Consider the following 19,448-nt stretch of genomic DNA (forward strand, 5'->3'; position numbering starts at 1 on the left):
AATGAATTACTGTCTGGTCACTCTTCAAGACTTGATATTTTTTTGCATCCGAAGATGCTTGAGATATCAATCCTGCGAGTGCCCACACAGATTGTCTGATAAATTGTTAAAGAGCAGTGAGTTACGCGCTTTCGCTTGCTAACTCGAGGTGGCGTATACTACGCTTTCCTCTTTCAGAGTCAACCCTTAATTTCAGGATTTTTAACTCTCGTCGCCGCCGTTACTCTGTGATGTTGTTCACATGTTCCGTGTCGATGGAGGCGCATTATAGGGAGTTCTCCCGAGGCTGCAACACTAAATTCACCCTAATTTGACTGACTGCTGCAATCCCCAGCAAAACCCCGCCTTATACCCAGTTGTGCACAAACTTATCCACAATCGTGTTGCGAGTGGAAATTTTGCGAGCGCGACGCAAACGTTTTCGCTACAATACGCCGCGATTAAAGGACGCCCCGTTTTGGGGCGTTAGCTGAGTTTTTCGGGAAAAATCGAGAATTCAGCTAACGCTCTTCTATATGCGAACCAAAGCTAAGGGATCAAACCATGCAACAACGTCGTCCTGTACGCCGCGCTCTGCTCAGTGTTTCTGACAAAGCCGGCATCGTCGAATTCGCTCAGGCACTCTCCCAACGTGGCGTAGAGCTGCTCTCCACAGGCGGAACCGCCCGTCTGCTGGCCGACGCTGGTTTACCGGTGACGGAAGTCTCCGACTACACCGGTTTCCCGGAGATGATGGACGGACGCGTCAAAACGCTGCATCCAAAAGTGCACGGCGGCATTCTGGGCCGTCGCGGTCAGGATGATGCCATCATGGCAGAACACGCTATCTCCCCAATCGATATGGTTGTCGTCAACCTTTACCCGTTTGCTCAGACCGTCGCGCGCGAAGGCTGCTCGCTGGAAGACGCCGTTGAGAATATCGATATTGGCGGCCCAACCATGGTTCGCTCCGCTGCGAAGAACCATAAAGATGTCGCAATAGTCGTAAAGAGCAGCGACTACCAGATGATTGTGGCCGAGCTGGACGCCAACGAAGGTTCCCTCACGTTAGAAACCCGTTTCGATCTGGCGATTAAAGCCTTCGAGCACACCGCCGCGTATGACAGCATGATCGCCAACTACTTCGGTAGCCTGGTGCCTGCTTATCACGGCGAGAGTAAAGAAGCTTCCGGCCGCTTCCCACGCACGCTAAACCTGAACTTCATTAAGAAGCAGGATATGCGTTACGGCGAGAACAGCCACCAGCAGGCAGCCTTCTATATAGAAGAAGAAATCAAAGAGGCTTCCGTCGCCACGGCAACGCAGGTTCAGGGCAAGGCGCTTTCCTATAACAACATCGCCGACACCGATGCGGCGCTGGAGTGCGTGAAAGAGTTCAGCGAGCCAGCCTGCGTTATCGTGAAGCACGCTAACCCGTGCGGCGTAGCGGTGAGTGATTCCCTGCTGGATGCTTACGACCGCGCTTATAAAACCGACCCAACTTCTGCATTCGGCGGCATTATTGCTTTCAACCGCGAGCTGGATGCAGAGACCGCACAGGCAATCATCTCTCGTCAGTTTGTTGAAGTGATTATCGCCCCTTCCGCAAGTGAGGAAGCGCTGAAGATCACCGCAGCGAAACAAAACGTTCGCGTGCTGACCTGCGGCCAGTGGCAGCAGCGTGTTTCGGGTCTGGATTTCAAACGCGTCAACGGCGGTCTGTTAGTACAGGATCGCGATCTGGGCATGGTATCCGCCGCTGACCTGCGCGTTGTCAGCAAGCGTAAGCCTTCCGAGCAGGAACTGCGTGATGCACTGTTCTGCTGGAAGGTGGCGAAGTTCGTAAAATCCAACGCTATCGTCTATGCCCGCGAGAATATGACTATCGGTATCGGCGCAGGCCAGATGAGCCGAGTGTACTCCGCGAAAATCGCCGGTATCAAAGCCGCTGATGAAGGGCTGGAAGTGAAAGGCTCAGCCATGGCCTCAGATGCGTTCTTCCCGTTCCGCGATGGTATTGATGCCGCTGCCGCCGTTGGCGTGAGCTGCGTGATCCAGCCGGGCGGTTCGATCCGCGATGAAGAAGTGATTGCCGCCGCCGACGAGCACGGGATCGCCATGATCTTCACCGACATGCGTCACTTCCGCCATTAATCCGGAGCGTTAATAAATGAAAGTATTAGTGATTGGTAACGGCGGGCGCGAACACGCACTGGCCTGGAAAGCATCGCAGTCGCCATTAGTCCGTACAGTGTTTGTGGCACCGGGCAACGCAGGTACCGCTCTGGAACCCGCTTTGCAAAATGTGGCCATTAGCGCGACGGATATTCCGGCTCTGTTGAGCTTTGCTCAAAGCGAAAAAATCGATCTGACGATCGTCGGCCCGGAAGCGCCGCTGGTCATCGGCGCTGTGGATGCGTTCCGCGCCGCTGGCCTGAAGATCTTTGGTCCAACCCAGGCCGCCGCGCAGCTGGAAGGTTCGAAAGCCTTCACCAAGGATTTCCTGGCTCGCCACAAGATCCCAACCGCCGAATACCAGAACTTCACCGAAGTAGAGCCAGCGCTGGCCTACGTCCGTGAAAAAGGCGCGCCGATTGTCATCAAAGCCGACGGGCTGGCCGCAGGCAAAGGCGTGATTGTTGCCATGACCCTCGAAGAAGCCGAAGCGGCTGTTAACGATATGCTGGCAGGAAATGCTTTCGGCGATGCCGGACACCGCATCGTGGTGGAAGAGTTCCTCGATGGCGAAGAAGCCAGCTTCATCGTGATGGTAGACGGTGAGAACGTACTGCCAATGGCGACCAGCCAGGACCATAAACGCGTGGGTAATGGTGATACGGGGCCAAACACTGGCGGAATGGGCGCTTACTCCCCGGCTCCAGTGGTGACGGACGAAGTTCACCAGCGCGCCATGGATCTGGTTATCTGGCCAACCGTACGCGGCATGGCAGCCGAAGGTAATACTTATACCGGTTTCCTGTATGCGGGCCTGATGATTGATAAACAGGGCAATCCAAAGGTCATCGAATTCAACTGCCGCTTTGGCGATCCGGAAACCCAGCCGATCATGCTGCGCCTGCAGTCTGACCTGGTTGAGCTGTGCCTCGCGGCCTGTGACGGTAAACTAAATGATACGACCTCAAAGTGGGACGAACGTCCGTCTCTGGGCGTGGTGATGGCTGCGGGTGGCTATCCGGCGGATTACCGTACCGGGGATGTGATCCACGGCCTGCCGCTGGAGGAAGTGGCGGACGGTAAAGTGTTCCATGCGGGCACTAAGCTGCGTGAAGACGATATGGTGGCCACCAGCGGTGGTCGCGTGCTTTGCGTCACGGCGCTGGGCGATACCGTAGCTCTGGCGCAGAAGCGCGCTTACGAACTGATGAAGGATATCCACTGGGACGGCAGTTTTAGCCGTTCAGACATTGGCTATCGTGCCATTGAGCGTGAAAACGCGAAATAGAGTCGGGTGTGGCGCTGTCTGCCTGTTGTGTCGGATGGCGCTTACGCTTATCCGACCTACCAAGTCCACAAAACAAAGACCGCCCGAGTGGCGGTTTTTTTTATGGCTAGAAGTCGCCGGGCTTAGGCTGCCAGCTACAGAAGTCCTGATTGGCCACCAGCAGCAGCTGCGAGCCTTCTGGCGCTTCCAGCCAGGCAATGCTGACCTCGAGGGATGAGTGGCTCTGTCGGCGCGCTATGTGGCTGAGTGACGGGGCATCCAGTTTTGGCCTGAAAGTCTCCCCTTCGCAGGTAGTGACCGTGCCATTACGATGCCAGCGGCCCTGCCGTAATATCACCTTCCCAATGCGCAACGCCTCGCTGGTCGCTTTCATGCGGGTAGCCTGATACTGATACAGCGCTATTTGTTCGTTAGAGAGTTGCTGCTTCTGCCCGCTCACTTCGCGCTGCATAAAACTCAGCTCGCCATGATCGTCAAAACGCACTTTGATATGTTCAGGCTTTTCACCCTGAATGTTCTGTTCGATAAAGACCAGCTCGTCACCCTGCCAGCGGTATTCACTGGTGGTCGTGGCACGACTGCGGTACGGGCTAAGGGCCGTAAGCAGATGCACTGAACCGTCGTTGTTGTCTTTACGCCAGATACGTACCACGCCCTGATCGGCTACATAGCCGCTGGCGGTGAACGGTGGGAGTTGATTACTGCTACATGCCGTAAGCAATAGCGCGCCCGTCAGCGTGCTCAGAAGACGCCAGACAGACAAAAGGGGCGTAAACGCCCCCCTGCTAAAACTGTTCACTGACACGCTTTTATGACTTAACCGCGTCTTTCAGTGCTTTACCAGAAACAAATGCCGGCACGTTAGCTGCGGCGATTTTGATTTCTTTACCAGTCTGTGGGTTGCGGCCAGTGCGCTCAGCACGGTGGTTTACTTTGAAAGTACCGAAACCAACCAGTTGTACAGCGTCGCCTTCTTTCAGAGACTCAGTAATTGCAGCCAGAGTGGATTCCAGAGCAGCTTTAGCCTGTACTTTAGACAGGTCAGCCTTGTCAGCAATTACATCAATCAGTTGAGTCTTGTTCATAAGTTATCCTTACAATGTGTTTATCGCTTGCTAAGCATCGAGTGCGACGGAAATGCCAGAAAAGCACTCTCCTGCATACACGCACCGATAGCCACTTTTTTTCGCCCCACAAATGTAGACCAGACGGGGGGTTAATTGGAAGCCTTCAGGGGCCACAATTCGGACTGTACATCACGTTTTATTGTCTTATTGCTGCAAATTTATACCGATATTGCTGCTACCGGCCTCGCGGAGGTCTGCACGCAGGCCTTTGATAAGCTCAATATCGCGTTCTTCGCAGTCGGCCAGCAGGCGGAAAATCTCCCACTGAATGTCCCATTCCTCCTCCACCTGAGGGTTAGCACGCAGCTCTTCGTCGGTCATTTCTCGACCAGCCTGAGTCATTTCGAGCATCGCCACGGTGGTAATTGAGGACTTACTGACTTCGATTGCATGCTCCAGCGTTTCACCAGAAAGACGAGAGTGAACAAGCTCGCTCAACGCCACGCACGCATCGATTGCCGGATAGACGCCGTAAATATCATAGTCGTCAGCGGCTGGAATCGCCTCCTCGAGTTTCTCGAGCTGGCTATCAAAGTTCACTTTGGCATCTTTTACCGTCAGCGTTTCCCAGATGAGGTCGAGGATACGGCGATAAAGCTGCGCGTCGCCATAGCCGGTTTGCTGGCAAAACATGGCGTAGTTCGGGTACATACGCTCGCACAAAGAGGCCATAAAAGTGACGTGCTGCCAGCTTTCTAGCTTCTCCAGGCGCAGATGAATTGGGTTTTGTAACATAACGATGTCTCAAAGACGGGAAATTAGCGGCAGTTTACCCTAATCACCCCTGAATTGCTTGCCACCGCGCGAACGCCGGACGTCCGGACGCAACGGCATCTGCCCAGCGCGTAGGCTCCGGTAAACGGTAACCCGCCATACAGCGCTGAACCCATAATAAGGCTGTATCCGTGCTTACCCGATGCCCGGTGGCAACAAATAGCGGGTTACAGCGCTTTTTACTGCGCCACACCCAGCCAAGCTGCTCGCCTTTGTCGATAAGCGGCTGCCGCTCACCAACCTCTTCGCTCAGCGGTTCAAACCGGCCACACAGGCGCTTTTTCGCGACGCCAATGGTCGGTACGTCCACCAGCAGGCCAAAATGGCTGGCAACGCCGAGACGACGAGGATGCGAAATACCGTGCCCGTCGACAAACAGCAGGTCAGGCTTGCGGGACAGCATTTCCCAGGCCGCCAGCAGCGCGGGATATTCACGAAATGACAGAAAGCCGGGGATATAGGGCATGGTGGTGGCAATGCGCGCCACCTGATGCTCGACCAGCTCAAGGGAAGGATATTTCAGTAGTACGATAGCCGCGCGGGTCACCTCCCCGCCCTGCTCAAACCCAACGTCCGCTCCGGCGATGTACTGCGGAGGATCCACCTCAAGGCGATCTTCGCGGATCACCTGAGAAGCCAGCTCGATCTGTTGTTCACGTAACGCTGCGAGATCCATTCCCCCTCCCGATCTTTACTTATGATACGGCGCGGACAGGCGGTGCACCGCTTCGACGAAAGCACCGGCGTGCTCTGGCGGCACATCCTGGTGGATGCCGTGGCCGAGGTTAAAGACGTGACCTTCGCCCTGGCCGAAACCTGCCAGTATAGTCGCTACTTCTTCTTCGATACGTGCCGGTGGCGCATAAAGCATGGACGGGTCCATGTTGCCCTGCAGCGCAACCTTATGGCCTACGCGACGGCGCGCTTCGGCAATATCCATCGTCCAGTCCAGGCCCAGCGCATCACAGCCCGTCTCCGCCATGGCTTCCAGCCACTGCCCACCGCCTTTGGTAAACAAAGTGACCGGCACGCGACGACCTTCGTTTTCACGCTGCAGGCCATCAACGATTTTATGCATGTAGTAGAGGGAAAACTGCTGATAGTCGCGTCCTGTCAGCACGCCGCCCCAGGTGTCGAAAATCATCACCGACTGCGCGCCCGCTTTGATCTGCGCGTTCAGATACAGCGTGACGCTCTGCGCCAGCTTATCAAGCAGCAGGTGCAGCGACTGCGGATCCGCATACATCATCTTTTTAATCACGGTAAACGCTTTGCTGCTGCCACCTTCGACCATATAAGTCGCCAGCGTCCATGGGCTGCCGGAGAAGCCAATCAGCGGCACTTCGCCCTTCAGCTCACGGCGAATGGTACGCACCGCGTTCATCACGTAGCCCAGCTCGTCTTCCGGATCGGGAACCGGCAGCTTTTCAACATCGGCACGGCTGGTAAGCGGCGAGCGGAAGCGTGGCCCTTCCCCGGTTTCAAAGTAGAGGCCCAGGCCCATCGCATCAGGGATGGTAAGGATGTCAGAGAAGAGGATCGCCGCATCCAACGCGTAACGGCGCAGGGGTTGCAGAGTGACTTCGCAGGCCAGCTCGGCGTTTTTGCACAGCGACATGAAATCGCCGGCCTGCGCACGGGTGGCCTTGTACTCCGGGAGGTAACGCCCTGCCTGTCTCATCATCCATACCGGCGTGACATCCACGGGCTGGCGCTGCAGGGCGCGAAGGTAACGATCGTTCTTCAGTTCAGTCATTTTTGCATTTCCTTTGGCTGTATCCCGGCAGTTTATCATTCATATTCAGCGCGACACAGGGCAACGGTATCTTCAATCAGACGGCGCGCCACCGTGCCCGCTGCGGGGATCAGCGGCAGCCGATCGTAGCGGTACCATTGAGCGTCAATCAGCTCTTTGGGATCGATTTTGATATCGCCGCTGTGGTAGTCCGCCATAAAAGCGGTCATCAGAGATTGCGGGAACGGCCAGGGTTGCGAGGTCACGTAGCGCAAGTTCTTCACTCGAATCCCGCTCTCTTCCATCACTTCACGCGCGACGGTCTGTTCGAGGGTTTCACCGACTTCGACGAAACCGGCCAGCACGGTATATACGCCGCCGCGATGGCGGGTGTGCTGGGCCAGCAGAATATGATCGTCACGGCGAATCGCGACAATAATGCAGGGGGCAATCTGCGGATAGTAGCGCTCGCGGCAGCTGCTGCACAGCATCGCCCATTCGCTTCTGCTGGTGTGCATCTCATGCCCGCAGTAGCCGCAGAACTTGTGGGAACGATAGAATTCAGCGAGCTGCACCCCTCGCCCGGCCAGCTGAAACAGGCCAGCATCCTGGTCGATTATCTGCCGCACCGAACCCATGTCCTGACGACGATTTTGCAAAACCAGCCAGACGGGTTCACCTTCCCACTCGCCAATCTGCCGGCCTTCTGTGCCATCAAGCTGATAATCCGTCGCCGCGCCATGGGGAAGCTCGCCTTTTGGCAGCCACAGTTTTTGCTCATGGCTGACAATAAACCAGCCGTGATCTAACTTTTCAATTACACGTTCCATAACCTGGTGCACATCCCCCTGGACACTGGTATAAACAATAGTCGTTACACTTTTTGGGTACGTTTGCGTTTTCTTTAACTCACGGAGTCAATCATGCTTAACCAGTTAGAGAGTCTGACTGAGCGCGTTGGTGGTAGTAATGAGTTAGTCGACCAATGGCTGTATGCCCGCAAACATCTGTTAGTGGCGTATTACAACATGGTTGGGATCAAGCCTAACAAGGAATCTCATTCTGCGCTTAATGAAAAGGCACTGGATGCATTTTGCCACAATCTTGTTGATTACCTTTCTGCCGGGCACTTCAATATTTATGAGCGCATTATTGATGAAATGGAAGGCGCCAGCCCACTTTTAGCGGCGACACAAATCTATCCGCAGCTGGAAGCCAATACCCAGCAGATTATGGCGTTCTACGATACCAATCTGGAAAACGCCATCGACGATGACAACTGCATTGAATTCCAGCAGGCGCTGTCCGGCATTGGTGAGGCGCTGGAAGCGCGCTTTTCTCTGGAAGATAAGCTGATTGAACTGGCCTTTGATAACAATCTGCACGGCAGTGCAAACGATGTCGGCAACTTTGCACGCCCGGCTTGAGTTCTGTGCTGTTAACGAGTAATTTACAAAACGATCCGTAGCAATACGGGTTTCTTCTTGTCGGAGTGCCGAGTGCGCAAGCACCGGCTGAGACCGTTAATTCGGGATCCGCGGAACCTGATCAGGTTAATACCTGCGAAGGGAACAAGAGTAATTCTGCTTTTGGGCTGCCCCACGCGGCTAACCCATATCCATTACTCCATCCGTCGTTCTGACAAGCCACTCCTGAAAAAAACTGGAATGAGCTATGTCTGCATCTGAAAAAAAACCAACCCGTCGCGAACAACGCGCTGCCGCCCAGCACTTTATCAATACGCTGGAAGGAACGGCTTTCCCCGCTTCAAAACGTATCTATCTGACCGGCTCAAGGGAGGATATCCGTGTGCCAATGCGCGAAATCCAGCTCAGCCCGACGATGACGGGCGCCGGAAAAGAGAATCCGCAGTACGAACCGAATGACGCGGTGCCGGTTTACGACACTTCCGGCCCTTACGGCGATCCGGATATTGCCATCGACGTGTTACGGGGCCTTTCGCCCCTGCGCAGCGGCTGGATTGCAGAGCGTAACGACAGTGAAGAGCTGACGGTGCGTAGCTCCGCTTACACCAAAGAGCGGCTGGCAGACGACGGTCTGGACGATCTCCGTTTTGAAACTCGCTTAACTCCCCGCCGTGCCAAAAGCGGCAACTGCGTGACCCAGCTGTATTACGCCCGCCAGGGTAGGGTGACGCCGGAAATGGAGTTTATCGCCGTGCGCGAGAACATGGGCCGCGAGCGTATTCGCGATGCCGTTCTGCGCCACCAGCATCCGGGCGAAGGTTTTGGCGCACGCCTGCCGGAAAATATCACCCCTGAATTTGTCCGTGACGAGGTTGCCGCTGGCCGCGCGATTATTCCCGCCAACATCAACCACCCTGAATCCGAACCGATGATTATCGGGCGCAACTTCCTCGTCAAGGTTAACGCCAATATCGGCAACTCGGCGGTGACCTCTTCCATCGAAGAAGAAGTGGAAAAGCTCGTCTGGTCAACCCGCTGGGGGGCGGACACGGTAATGGACCTGTCCACCGGGCGCTATATCCACGAAACGCGTGAATGGATCCTGCGAAACAGCCCGGTGCCGATTGGCACGGTGCCTGTCTATCAGGCACTTGAAAAAGTAAGCGGCATTGCGGAAGACCTCACCTGGGAGATGTTCCGCGACACGCTGCTGGAGCAGGCGGAGCAAGGCGTAGACTACTTCACCATTCACGCGGGCGTACTGCTGCGCTATGTGCCGATGACCGCGAAACGCCTGACCGGCATCGTTTCACGCGGCGGGTCGATTATGGCCAAATGGTGCCTGTCGCATCATCAGGAAAACTTCCTCTACGAGCATTTCCGCGAGATCTGCGCAATCTGTGCCGCCTACGATGTTTCCCTGTCGCTGGGCGACGGCCTGCGTCCCGGCTCCATTCAGGATGCCAACGACGAAGCGCAGTTTGCCGAGCTGCACACCCTGGGCGAGCTGACCAAAATCGCCTGGGAGTATGACGTGCAGGTGATGATCGAAGGGCCGGGGCACGTGCCGATGCAGATGATCCGCCGCAACATGACGGAGGAGCTGGAGCACTGCCACGAAGCGCCGTTTTATACTCTCGGGCCGCTGACTACCGACATCGCACCGGGTTATGACCATTTCACCTCCGGCATTGGTGCTGCGATGATCGGCTGGTTTGGCTGCGCGATGCTCTGCTACGTGACGCCGAAAGAGCATCTGGGGCTGCCAAATAAAGAGGACGTTAAGCAGGGGCTTATCACGTACAAAATTGCGGCCCACGCCGCAGACCTGGCAAAAGGGCATCCCGGCGCGCAAATCCGCGACAACGCCATGTCTAAAGCCCGCTTTGAATTCCGCTGGGAAGACCAGTTCAACCTGGCGCTGGATCCGTTCACTGCCCGCACTTACCACGACGAAACGCTGCCGCAGGAGTCCGGCAAGGTCGCCCATTTCTGCTCGATGTGCGGGCCAAAGTTCTGCTCGATGAAAATCTCCCAGGAAGTGCGTGATTTTGCCGCTAAGCAGGCCGTTGAGTCCGGAATGGAAGAGATGTCGCAATCTTTCCGCGCTAAGGGTGGCGAAATCTATCTGCGTCAGGAGGAAGCATGACGGTAAAAACTGCCTTTCCTGCCGTTCCGCAGCGTCTTGGCCTTTATCCGGTAGTAGACAGCGTGGAGTGGATTGATCGCCTGCTGGAAGCGGGCGTCCGCACGATCCAACTGCGTATCAAAGACAAAAGCGACGAAGAAGTTGAGTCCGACGTAAAAGCGGCCATCACCCTTGGGCGACGTTATGAAGCGCGGCTGTTTATCAACGATTACTGGCGGCTCGCCATTAAACACCACGCGTACGGCGTGCATCTGGGTCAGGAAGATCTGGACGTGGCGAACCTGGTTGCCATACGCGACGCGGGCCTGCGGCTGGGACTGTCCACCCATGACAATATGGAAATGGATCGCGCGCTGGCCGCCCGCCCCTCTTACATTGCGCTGGGCCATGTGTTTCCTACCAGTACCAAGCAAATGCCCTCAGCGCCACAGGGTCTGGAGCAGTTGGCGGCACACGTAAAAACGCTGGGGGAATACCCGACGGTAGCAATCGGCGGCATCAGCATTGAGCGCGTGCCTGACGTTCTCGCCACTGGCGTAGGAAGCGTTGCCGTGGTCAGCGCGATAACCCAGGCACAGGACTGGCGCGCGGCGACGGCTCATCTGCTTGAACTGGTGGAGGCTGGCGATGAATGACGCGGATTTCATGCGCTACGGCCGCCAGCTGCTGCTGGAAGATATTGCGCTCGGAGGGCAGCAGAAGCTGCTCGCCAGCCGGGTTCTGATTGTTGGTCTGGGCGGGCTGGGCTCCCCGGCGGCTCTTTATCTGGCCGCTGCCGGTGTGGGCACGATAATACTTGCTGACGATGATAGGGTGCATATCAGCAATCTTCAGCGGCAGATTTTGTTCACCTCGCAGGATCTCGACCTGCCGAAATCGCAGGTTGCCCGTCGTCATCTCCAGAAGCTTAACCCGGACATCGACCTGCAGATTATCGGCGAGCGCCTGACTGGTGATTTACTGGTGCAGGCCGTTCAGGGCGTCGATCTGGTGCTGGACTGCAGCGACAACATGGCAACACGCCAGGCAATTAACGCGGCCTGCGTCGCACAAAGCACACCGCTTATCTCCGCCAGCGCTGTTGGTTTCGGCGGCCAGCTGATGGTACTGACGCCGCCGTGGGATAACGGCTGCTATCGCTGCGTCTGGCCTGATAAAAGGGAGCCGGAGCGCAACTGCCGCACCGCGGGCGTTATCGGCCCGGTCGTCGGCGTGATGGGGACGTTGCAGGCGCTGGAGGCAATCAAACTGCTCACCGGTATGGCACCAGCCTCCGGTTCGCTGCGCCTGTTTGACGCCCGACAGCACAGCTGGCGAACCCTGGCGATGCAAAAGTCGGCTCTGTGCCCGGTATGCGGAGGGACGAATGCGCATCTTCCTCAATGACGAAAGCGTGCAGTGCGTCGATAGCCTGACGCTGGCGGGCCTGCTAGAACAGCTCCGCATGCTGAAGCCGGGAACCGCAGCTGCCGTCAATCAAACGATCGTCCCTCGAGAGCAATGGCAACGCCATAAGCTGTGCGATGGCGACCAGATCCTGCTTTTTCAGGCGATAGCCGGAGGTTGAAATGCTACAGATCGCAGATAAATCCTTTTCCTCACATCTGTTCACCGGCACCGGGAAGTTCTCTTCTGCCGACGTGATGATTGAGGCGATCCGCGCCTCTGGTTCGCAGCTGGTGACCATGGCGATGAAGCGGGTCGATTTACGAAACCCCAACGACGCTCTTCTTGCCCCGCTGCTTGCGGCTGGCGTTCAGCTGCTGCCCAACACTTCCGGTGCGAAAACAGCAGAAGAAGCGATATTTGCGGCTCGGCTTGCACGCGAAGCGCTCGGCACGAACTGGGTGAAGCTGGAAATCCATCCTGATGCCCGCTATTTGCTGCCCGACCCGATAGAAACGCTGAAAGCTGCGGAGGTCCTGGTCAAACAGGGCTTTGTCGTGCTGCCATATTGCGGCGCAGATCCCGTGTTGTGTAAACGGCTTGAAGAAGCAGGTTGTGCCGCCGTGATGCCACTGGGCGCGCCAATCGGCTCGAATCAGGGGCTGCAAACCCGCGCGCTGCTGGAAATCATCATCGAACAGGCAACCGTGCCGGTGGTGGTCGACGCGGGGATTGGCGCGCCCAGCCATGCCGCCGAAGCGCTGGAGCTGGGCGCTGATGCGGTGCTGGTGAACACGGCGATTGCCGTAGCAAACGATCCCGTCCGGATGGCGCAGGCTTTCCGGCTGGCGGTTGAAGCAGGCGTTCTGGCAGCCAGCTCTGGACTGGGGCATCGCCACCAGCAGGCTCAGGCATCCAGCTCGCTGACGCAGTTTCTGCAGTTTAGCCAGGAGGGGGCATTATGATGGCAACCTTTACCGACCGCTGGCGGCAGCTGGACTGGGATGACATCACGCTGCGCATCAACGGTAAAACGGCGGCGGACGTGGAGCGGGCGCTTAGCGCGACCAGGATAACCCGGGAAGATCTTATGGCCCTGCTCTCTCCAGCAGCCAGCCCGTATCTCGAGCCGCTCGCTCAGCAGGCGCAAAGACTCACCCGCCAGCGCTTTGGCAATACGGTGAGCTTTTACGTCCCGCTGTATCTGTCGAATCTGTGCGCTAACGACTGTACCTACTGTGGGTTTTCGATGAGCAACAGGATCGGGCGCAAAACGCTGGATGGGGCGGAGATTGAGAGAGAGTGTGCCGCCATCCGCGAGCTGGGGTTTGAACATTTGCTTCTGGTCACGGGTGAGCATCAGACGAAGGTGGGAATGGACTATTTTCGTCGGCATCTTCCGGCTATTCGCCGCCGCTTCAGCTCGCTGCAAATGGAAGTGCAGCCATTGGATGAGCATGAATACGCAGAGCTGAAATCGCTCGGACTGGATGGGGTGATGGTCTATCAGGAAACCTATCATCAGGCGGTTTATGCGCAGCATCACCTGCGGGGTCATAAACAAGACTTCTTCTGGCGGCTGGAAACGCCGGATCGCCTTGGCCGGGCCGGGATAGATAAAATCGGGCTAGGGGCGCTGACGGGACTGTCTGGCAGCTGGCGGACCGACTGTTTTATGGTGGCGGAGCACCTTTTATGGCTTCAGCAGCATTACTGGCAGAGCCGCTATTCCATCTCCTTCCCGAGGTTGCGGCCCTGTGCGGGCGGCGTTGAACCGGCATCGGTAATGAGCGAAAGCCAGCTGGTACAGGTGATTTGCGCGTTCCGGCTGCTGGCCCCGGATGTGGAGCTGTCGCTGTCCACGCGGGAGTCCCCGTGGTTCCGGGATCATATGATCCCGCTGGCTATTAATAACGTCAGCGCGTTTTCTAAAACCCAGCCCGGTGGCTATGCGGACAATCACCCTGAACTGGAGCAGTTCGCCCCGCACGATGGAAGAACGCCACAGGAAGTCGCCGCGGCGTTAACCCGTTCAGGCTTGCAGCCCGTCTGGAAGGACTGGGACAAGTATCTGGGAAGAGCCTCGCAGTAAAAGTGCAACGTTGCAGATGAGATAAAAAAGTTTCAGAGCGGTGCCGAAGCGCGGGAAACGCCGCGTTGCTGCTCTGCACTCCTTAAAATATTGTCTCCCCGTCGGACGTTACGCCCGACCGGGGCGGCAACAACCCCTTCTCCCTGCCGCCCCGCCTTCCCGCTTAAAAGGCAGCGGCGTCGTGGAGGAGAAACAAAAATGTAACCGGTTTCAGTGTTTCGTCGATTCTTTTGTGATACCTGACACACAATCACGCTAAAGCGGTTGTTGGCGAGGCTTCCACGGATAATTATCTGTCTATCCAACGGACATTGAGAGCAGATTATGAAGAATATCGTTTTGTGTTGTGCTGCAGGTATGTCTACCAGCATTCTGGTCCAGCGAATGAAAGACGCAGCGGCGAAGAAGGGTATCGAAGTTACCATCAAGGCTGTGCCTGTCGCAGAATTCAAAGACAATATTGATACCGCAGATATTGTGCTTCTCGGTCCACAGGTTAAATACGAGCACGCTAAGCTACAGGCCATTGCTGAGCCGATGGGTAAAACGGTTGCCGTCATCGACATGATGGACTACGGCATGATGAAAGGCGACGTGGTGCTCGATAAAGCATTGAAGATGATGGAGTGATAAAGACGTGGAAGATTTAGAATCGATTATCATGGAGCTGCTGGTCAATGCCGGTAGCGCGCGTAGCCGGGCGCTGACCGCTTTACAACAGGCTCGCAAAGGCGATTTTGAAGCCGCCGAGCAGGCAATGGAAGAATCAAGAGAGTTTGTAAAACACGCCCATAAAATCCAGACCCAGCTCATCGGCATGGATGAAGGCACCGGTAAACTGCCCGTTAACCTGATCACCGTGCATTCCCAGGACCACCTGATGAACGCCATGGTAATCCAGGACTTAGCCGGAGATATGATCGAACTTTATCGCCGTATCCCGCTGGTTAAATAATTCAGCTTCCTGAATTTCAGACATAAAAAAACCGCTCTTTCGAGCGGTTTTTGTTTTTAGCGCATCTGACGATTACTCGTCGTTGCCACCGAGGTTGCCCGCATTCAGCAGTTCTGCAAGGCTTGCAGAAGCATCTTCAGCAGTCACCTGAGGTACAACAGGCACTTCGCCCGCAGCACGACGGCGCATACGATCCTGGTGGTACGCATAACCGGTACCGGCCGGGATCAGACGACCCACGATAACGTTCTCTTTCAGGCCGCGCAGTTCGTCACGTTTACCCGCAACGGCTGCTTCGGTAAGCACACGAGTAGTCTCCTGGAACGATGCCGCGGAGATGAAGGACTCGGTTGCCAGAGAGGCTTTGGTGATACCCAGCAGGTCACGTGCGAAGGACACGTTGATTTTGCCGTTCGCTTCCAGTTCGCGGTTAGCGATCTTGACGCGAGAGTATTCAGCCTGCTCACCTTCCAGGAAGTCGGAGCTGCCTGCGTTAACGATGGTTGCTTTACGCAGCATCTGACGCACGATGACTTCGATGTGTTTATCGTTAATCTTAACGCCCTGCAGACGGTATACGTCCTGCACTTCGTTAGTGATGTAACGGGTCACAGCATAGACGCCACGCAGACGCAGAATGTCATGCGGAGATTCTGGACCATCGGAAACCACGTCACCGCGCTCTACGCGTTCACCTTCGAACACGTTCAGCTGGCGCCACTTCGGAATCATCTCTTCGTAAGCATCGCTGCCGTCTAACGGAGAGATAACCAGGCGGCGTTTGCCCTTGGTTTCTTTACCGAACGAGATGATCCCGCTGATTTCAGCAAGGATAGCAGGCTCTTTCGGACGACGTGCTTCGAACAGGTCAGCAACGCGTGGCAGACCACCGGTGATGTCCTTGGTACCGCTGGATTCCTGAGGAATACGCGCCAGGGCGTCACCAGAGTGAATCTGAGTGCCATCTTCCAGCTGAACAATCGCTTTACCCGGCAGGAAGTACTGAGCTGGCATATCTGTACCAGGGATCAGAACGTCGTTGCCCTGAGCATCAACAATTTTCAGTGCCGGACGCAGATCTTTACCACCCGCGGTACGTTCTGCAGAATCCAGAACAACCAGAGATGACAGACCTGTCAGTTCGTCGGTCTGACGAGTAATGGTCTGGCCGTCGATCATGTCAGTAAAGCGGATGAAACCACTTACTTCAGAAACGACTGGCATGGTGTGTGGATCCCAGTTTGCTACGGTTTCGCCCGCTGCAATCTGCTCGCCATCACCTTTCGCCATTACCGCACCGTAAGGAACTTTATAGCTCTCTTTGGTACGACCGAATTCGTCAATCAGCTTCAGTTCGGTGTTACGTGAAGTCACTACCAGTTTACCGGTAGAGTTCACAACGGACTTAGCGTTGCTGAGCTTGATGCTACCTTTGTTCTTAACCTGAATGCTTGATTCAGCCGCAGAACGAGATGCCGCACCACCGATGTGGAACGTACGCATCGTCAGCTGTGTACCAGGTTCACCGATGGACTGTGCCGCGATAACCCCGATAGCTTCACCCTTGTTGATGATGTGACCACGTGCCAGGTCGCGACCGTAGCAGTGTGCACAAACGCCAAAGTCAGTTTCGCAACCTACTACGGAACGTACTTTTACGCTGTCAACAGAGTTAGCTTCTAACAGGTCACACCATTGCTCGTTGAGCAGGGTGTTACGCGTTACCAGGATGTCTGCGGTGCCAGGCTTGAGCACGTCTTCAGCCGTTACACGGCCCAGAACGCGATCGCGCAGCGGTTCTTTAACGTCGCCACCTTCGATAACCGGAGTCATCAGGATGCCTTCGTGAGTACCACAGTCATCTTCGGTCACAACCAGATCCTGCGCGACGTCAACCAGACGACGAGTCAGATAACCGGAGTTAGCTGTTTTCAGTGCGGTATCCGCCAGACCTTTACGAGCACCGTGCGTGGAGATGAAGTACTGAAGTACGTTCAGACCTTCACGGAAGTTCGCGGTGATTGGCGTCTCGATGATGGAACCATCTGGTTTCGCCATCAGACCACGCATACCTGCCAGCTGACGAATCTGTGCTGCAGAACCACGCGCACCGGAGTCGGCCATCATGTAAATGCTGTTGAAGGAAACCTGCTGCTCTTCTACGCCGTCACGGTTAATAACGGTTTCGGTTTGCAGGTTATCCATCATCGCTTTGGATACACGATCGTTCGCCGCAGCCCAGATATCGATAACTTTGTTGTAACGCTCGCCCGCGGTAACCAGACCAGACTGGAACTGTTCCTGAATCTCAGCAACTTCTGCTTCAGCTTCAGAAATGATCTCAGTTTTCTTCTCTGGGATGACCATGTCATCAATACCAACAGATGCACCTGAACGCGCTGCGTAAGCAAAGCCGGTATACATTGTCTGGTCAGCGAAGATAACGGTCGGCTTCAGGCCCAGGATGCGGTAACAGGTGTTCAGCATCTTGGAGATCGCTTTCTTGCCCAGCGCCTGGTTGACGATGGAGAAAGGCAGACCTTTCGGTACGATCATCCACAGAATCGCACGACCAACGGTGGTGTCGATAATGCTGGTTTTCGCAACGAACTCGCCGCTTGCATCTTTTTCATACTCGGTGATACGCACTTTTACACGCGCATGCAGAGAGGCCAGGCCAGCGCGGTAAATACGCTCAGCTTCTTTAGGGCCAGTCAGCACCATGCCTTCGCCTTTGGCGTTAACACAGTCACGGGTCATGTAATACAGACCCAATACAACGTCCTGAGAAGGAACGATGATTGGCTCGCCGTTCGCAGGTGACAGGATGTTGTTGGTAGACATCATCAGCGCACGCGCTTCCAGCTGAGCTTCAAGCGTCAGCGGAACGTGTACTGCCATCTGGTCACCATCGAAGTCGGCGTTATAGGCCGCACAGACCAGCGGGTGCAGCTGAATAGCTTTACCTTCGATCAGTACTGGCTCAAATGCCTGGATACCCAAACGGTGCAGGGTTGGTGCACGGTTCAGCAGTACCGGGTGTTCGCGGATAACTTCGTCCAGGATATCCCAGACTACAGCTTCTTCGCGCTCAACCATTTTCTTCGCAGCTTTAATGGTGGTAGCAAGACCACGCAGTTCCAGCTTGCCGTAGATGAACGGTTTGAACAGCTCCAGGGCCATTTTCTTCGGCAGACCGCACTGATGCAGACGCAGGTATGGACCTACGGTGATAACAGAACGACCGGAGTAGTCAACACGTTTACCCAGCAGGTTCTGACGGAAACGACCCTGCTTACCTTTGATCATATCGGCCAAAGATTTCAGAGGACGTTTGTTAGAACCGGTGATCGCACGACCGCGACGGCCGTTGTCCAGCAGCGCATCTACCGCTTCCTGCAGCATACGTTTTTCGTTACGTACGATGATGTCAGGCGCGGCCAGATCCAGCAGGCGTTTCAGACGGTTGTTACGGTTAATGACGCGACGATACAGATCGTTCAGGTCAGAAGTCGCGAAACGACCACCATCCAGCGGTACCAGCGGGCGCAGGTCTGGCGGCAGAACCGGCAGAACTGTCAGGATCATCCACTCTGGCTTGTTGCCAGACTGAACGAACGCTTCCAGCAGCTTGATACGCTTGGTCAGCTTTTTACGCTTGGTTTCGGAGTTGGTTTCGTTCAGCTCTTCGCGCAGCGTTTCGCACTCTTGCTCCAGATCCATGCTCTTCAGCAGGGCCTGAATAGCTTCCGCACCCATCTTCGCGTCGAATTCGTCACCGAACTCTTCCAGCGCATCCAGATACTGCTCTTCAGTCAGGATCTGACGACGCTCGAGGTTGGTCATCCCGCCTTCGATCACAACATAAGATTCGAAGTACAGTACGCGCTCGATATCACGCAGCGGCATATCTAACAGCAGGCCGATACGGGATGGCAGAGATTTCAGGAACCAAATGTGCGCAGTTGGGGAAGCCAGTTCGATGTGGCCCATACGCTCACGGCGTACTTTAGTCTGGGTCACTTCAACGCCGCACTTCTCACAAATCACGCCACGGTGTTTTAAGCGCTTGTACTTACCGCACAGGCACTCATAGTCTTTTACTGGCCCGAAAATACGGGCACAGAACAGACCGTCACGCTCTGGTTTGAACGTACGGTAGTTAATGGTTTCCGGCTTTTTAACTTCACCGAACGACCATGAACGGATCATGTCTGGCGATGCCAGAGCAATTTTGATCGCATCAAACTCTTCGGTCTTAGTTTGCGCTTTCAGAAACTTAAGTAAGTCTTTCACGGATTAGCTCCCGTCGGAGTGAGACTTCTCAGAGACGTCCGGTGTGACCCGGACATCCTGTAACC

At 55.6% G+C, this 19,448-nt stretch carries 18 protein-coding genes and 1 riboswitch; of the genes, 11 read left to right on the plus strand and 7 right to left on the minus strand.

Translation table 11 applies throughout. From position 1 onward, the window contains the following. Nucleotides 1–543 precede the first annotated feature (543 nt). Both purH and purD read left to right on the plus strand, forming a co-directional pair. A complete protein-coding gene (purH, locus tag HYQ67_RS22220; RefSeq protein WP_202307970.1) occupies nt 544–2,133 on the plus strand; it encodes a bifunctional phosphoribosylaminoimidazolecarboxamide formyltransferase/IMP cyclohydrolase in 1,590 nt (529 codons plus the stop codon). A 16-nt stretch (nt 2,134–2,149) separates the two neighbouring features. Next, complete coding sequence (gene purD, locus HYQ67_RS22225) at nt 2,150–3,442, plus strand: phosphoribosylamine--glycine ligase (RefSeq protein ID WP_202307972.1); 1,293 nt, start codon at nt 2,150–2,152, stop codon at nt 3,440–3,442. Between the two features lie 106 nt (nt 3,443–3,548). Here purD and HYQ67_RS22230 read toward each other — a convergent pair whose 3' ends face one another. The 6 genes from HYQ67_RS22230 to nudC all read right to left on the minus strand — a co-directional run bounded on the left by HYQ67_RS22230 (nt 3,549) and on the right by nudC (nt 7,908). Beyond that, the gene (locus HYQ67_RS22230; protein WP_202307974.1) at nt 3,549–4,241 is read right to left on the minus strand and encodes a DUF1481 domain-containing protein; all 693 of its coding nucleotides are present in this window, start codon (nt 4,239–4,241) and stop codon (nt 3,549–3,551) included. A gap of 10 nt (nt 4,242–4,251) precedes the next feature. Next, entirely contained in the window at nt 4,252–4,527 is a 276-nt protein-coding gene (gene hupA / locus HYQ67_RS22235) for a nucleoid-associated protein HU-alpha (protein ID WP_202307975.1), read from the minus strand. 186 nt (nt 4,528–4,713) lie between these two features. After that, the gene (locus HYQ67_RS22240) at nt 4,714–5,304 is read right to left on the minus strand and encodes a YjaG family protein (RefSeq protein WP_202307977.1); all 591 of its coding nucleotides are present in this window, start codon (nt 5,302–5,304) and stop codon (nt 4,714–4,716) included. Nucleotides 5,305–5,347: 43 nt separating this feature from the next. Then, nucleotides 5,348–6,019, minus strand: a complete 672-nt coding sequence (gene nfi / locus HYQ67_RS22245) for a deoxyribonuclease V (RefSeq protein WP_202307979.1) — start codon at nt 6,017–6,019, stop codon at nt 5,348–5,350. Nucleotides 6,020–6,034: 15 nt separating this feature from the next. Further along, nucleotides 6,035–7,099 carry a uroporphyrinogen decarboxylase gene (hemE, locus tag HYQ67_RS22250; protein ID WP_202307981.1) on the minus strand — a complete coding sequence of 355 codons (1,065 nt, stop codon included), beginning with the start codon at nt 7,097–7,099 and terminating at the stop codon, nt 6,035–6,037. A 35-nt stretch (nt 7,100–7,134) separates the two neighbouring features. Continuing rightward, nucleotides 7,135–7,908 carry an NAD(+) diphosphatase gene (gene nudC, locus HYQ67_RS22255; RefSeq protein WP_202307983.1) on the minus strand — a complete coding sequence of 258 codons (774 nt, stop codon included), beginning with the start codon at nt 7,906–7,908 and terminating at the stop codon, nt 7,135–7,137. Nucleotides 7,909–8,001: 93 nt separating this feature from the next. Between nudC and rsd the strand changes: the two genes are divergently transcribed. The 9 genes from rsd to HYQ67_RS22300 all read left to right on the plus strand — a co-directional run bounded on the left by rsd (nt 8,002) and on the right by HYQ67_RS22300 (nt 15,087). Then, nucleotides 8,002–8,505 carry a sigma D regulator gene (gene rsd, locus HYQ67_RS22260; RefSeq protein WP_202307985.1) on the plus strand — a complete coding sequence of 168 codons (504 nt, stop codon included), beginning with the start codon at nt 8,002–8,004 and terminating at the stop codon, nt 8,503–8,505. A 51-nt stretch (nt 8,506–8,556) separates the two neighbouring features. Continuing rightward, nucleotides 8,557–8,666: riboswitch (TPP riboswitch) on the plus strand. Between the two features lie 86 nt (nt 8,667–8,752). Then, nucleotides 8,753–10,654 (plus strand): phosphomethylpyrimidine synthase ThiC, encoded by a 1,902-nt coding sequence (gene thiC, locus HYQ67_RS22265; protein WP_202307987.1) that lies wholly within the window; start codon nt 8,753–8,755, stop codon nt 10,652–10,654. Continuing rightward, nucleotides 10,651–11,289 carry a thiamine phosphate synthase gene (gene thiE, locus HYQ67_RS22270; protein WP_202307989.1) on the plus strand — a complete coding sequence of 213 codons (639 nt, stop codon included), beginning with the start codon at nt 10,651–10,653 and terminating at the stop codon, nt 11,287–11,289. The genes thiC and thiE overlap by 4 nt, the downstream gene beginning before the upstream one ends. Next, complete coding sequence (locus HYQ67_RS22275) at nt 11,282–12,040, plus strand: HesA/MoeB/ThiF family protein (RefSeq protein ID WP_202307991.1); 759 nt, start codon at nt 11,282–11,284, stop codon at nt 12,038–12,040. The genes thiE and HYQ67_RS22275 overlap by 8 nt, the downstream gene beginning before the upstream one ends. Further along, nucleotides 12,021–12,221, plus strand: coding sequence for a sulfur carrier protein ThiS (gene thiS, locus HYQ67_RS22280; RefSeq protein WP_202307993.1), 201 nt, complete (start codon nt 12,021–12,023; stop codon nt 12,219–12,221). Before HYQ67_RS22275 ends, thiS begins: the two co-directional genes overlap by 20 nt. A gap of 1 nt (nt 12,222) precedes the next feature. Continuing rightward, the gene (gene thiG, locus HYQ67_RS22285; RefSeq protein WP_202307995.1) at nt 12,223–13,005 is read left to right on the plus strand and encodes a thiazole synthase; all 783 of its coding nucleotides are present in this window, start codon (nt 12,223–12,225) and stop codon (nt 13,003–13,005) included. Then, nucleotides 13,005–14,132: a 2-iminoacetate synthase ThiH gene (thiH, locus tag HYQ67_RS22290; RefSeq protein ID WP_202308026.1), complete on the plus strand. Its 1,128-nt coding sequence runs from the start codon at nt 13,005–13,007 to the stop codon at nt 14,130–14,132. The genes thiG and thiH overlap by 1 nt, the downstream gene beginning before the upstream one ends. Nucleotides 14,133–14,456: 324 nt before the next feature. After that, nucleotides 14,457–14,762: a PTS sugar transporter subunit IIB gene (locus tag HYQ67_RS22295; RefSeq protein WP_202307997.1), complete on the plus strand. Its 306-nt coding sequence runs from the start codon at nt 14,457–14,459 to the stop codon at nt 14,760–14,762. Nucleotides 14,763–14,769: 7 nt separating this feature from the next. After that, on the plus strand, nt 14,770–15,087 hold the full coding sequence (locus HYQ67_RS22300; RefSeq protein ID WP_202307999.1) for a PTS lactose/cellobiose transporter subunit IIA: 318 nt from the start codon (nt 14,770–14,772) through the stop codon (nt 15,085–15,087). A 72-nt stretch (nt 15,088–15,159) separates the two neighbouring features. Here HYQ67_RS22300 and rpoC read toward each other — a convergent pair whose 3' ends face one another. Then, nucleotides 15,160–19,383 carry a DNA-directed RNA polymerase subunit beta' gene (gene rpoC, locus HYQ67_RS22305; protein ID WP_202308001.1) on the minus strand — a complete coding sequence of 1,408 codons (4,224 nt, stop codon included), beginning with the start codon at nt 19,381–19,383 and terminating at the stop codon, nt 15,160–15,162. Nucleotides 19,384–19,448 lie beyond the last annotated feature (65 nt).

It is taken from the genome of Dryocola clanedunensis subsp. sulfonylureivorans, from assembly GCF_016756775.1.
GTDB lineage: Bacteria > Pseudomonadota > Gammaproteobacteria > Enterobacterales > Enterobacteriaceae > Dryocola > Dryocola clanedunensis.

Bases quoted from the DNA above. Each gene is read 5' to 3' on its own strand.
- hupA (WP_202307975.1), bottom strand. From the start codon at position 4,527: ATGAACAAGACTCAACTGATTGATGTAATTGCTGACAAGGCTGACCTG.
- thiG (WP_202307995.1), top strand. From the start codon at position 12,223: ATGCTACAGATCGCAGATAAATCCTTTTCCTCACATCTGTTCACCGGC.
- hemE (WP_202307981.1), bottom strand. From the start codon at position 7,099: ATGACTGAACTGAAGAACGATCGTTACCTTCGCGCCCTGCAGCGCCAG.
- thiE (WP_202307989.1), top strand. From the start codon at position 10,651: ATGACGGTAAAAACTGCCTTTCCTGCCGTTCCGCAGCGTCTTGGCCTT.
- thiC (WP_202307987.1), top strand. From the start codon at position 8,753: ATGTCTGCATCTGAAAAAAAACCAACCCGTCGCGAACAACGCGCTGCC.
- HYQ67_RS22275 (WP_202307991.1), top strand. From the start codon at position 11,282: ATGAATGACGCGGATTTCATGCGCTACGGCCGCCAGCTGCTGCTGGAA.
- purD (WP_202307972.1), top strand. From the start codon at position 2,150: ATGAAAGTATTAGTGATTGGTAACGGCGGGCGCGAACACGCACTGGCC.
- nudC (WP_202307983.1), bottom strand. From the start codon at position 7,908: ATGGAACGTGTAATTGAAAAGTTAGATCACGGCTGGTTTATTGTCAGC.
- thiH (WP_202308026.1), top strand. From the start codon at position 13,005: ATGGCAACCTTTACCGACCGCTGGCGGCAGCTGGACTGGGATGACATC.
- nfi (WP_202307979.1), bottom strand. From the start codon at position 6,019: ATGGATCTCGCAGCGTTACGTGAACAACAGATCGAGCTGGCTTCTCAG.
- rsd (WP_202307985.1), top strand. From the start codon at position 8,002: ATGCTTAACCAGTTAGAGAGTCTGACTGAGCGCGTTGGTGGTAGTAAT.
- HYQ67_RS22295 (WP_202307997.1), top strand. From the start codon at position 14,457: ATGAAGAATATCGTTTTGTGTTGTGCTGCAGGTATGTCTACCAGCATT.
- thiS (WP_202307993.1), top strand. From the start codon at position 12,021: ATGCGCATCTTCCTCAATGACGAAAGCGTGCAGTGCGTCGATAGCCTG.
- purH (WP_202307970.1), top strand. From the start codon at position 544: ATGCAACAACGTCGTCCTGTACGCCGCGCTCTGCTCAGTGTTTCTGAC.
- HYQ67_RS22240 (WP_202307977.1), bottom strand. From the start codon at position 5,304: ATGTTACAAAACCCAATTCATCTGCGCCTGGAGAAGCTAGAAAGCTGG.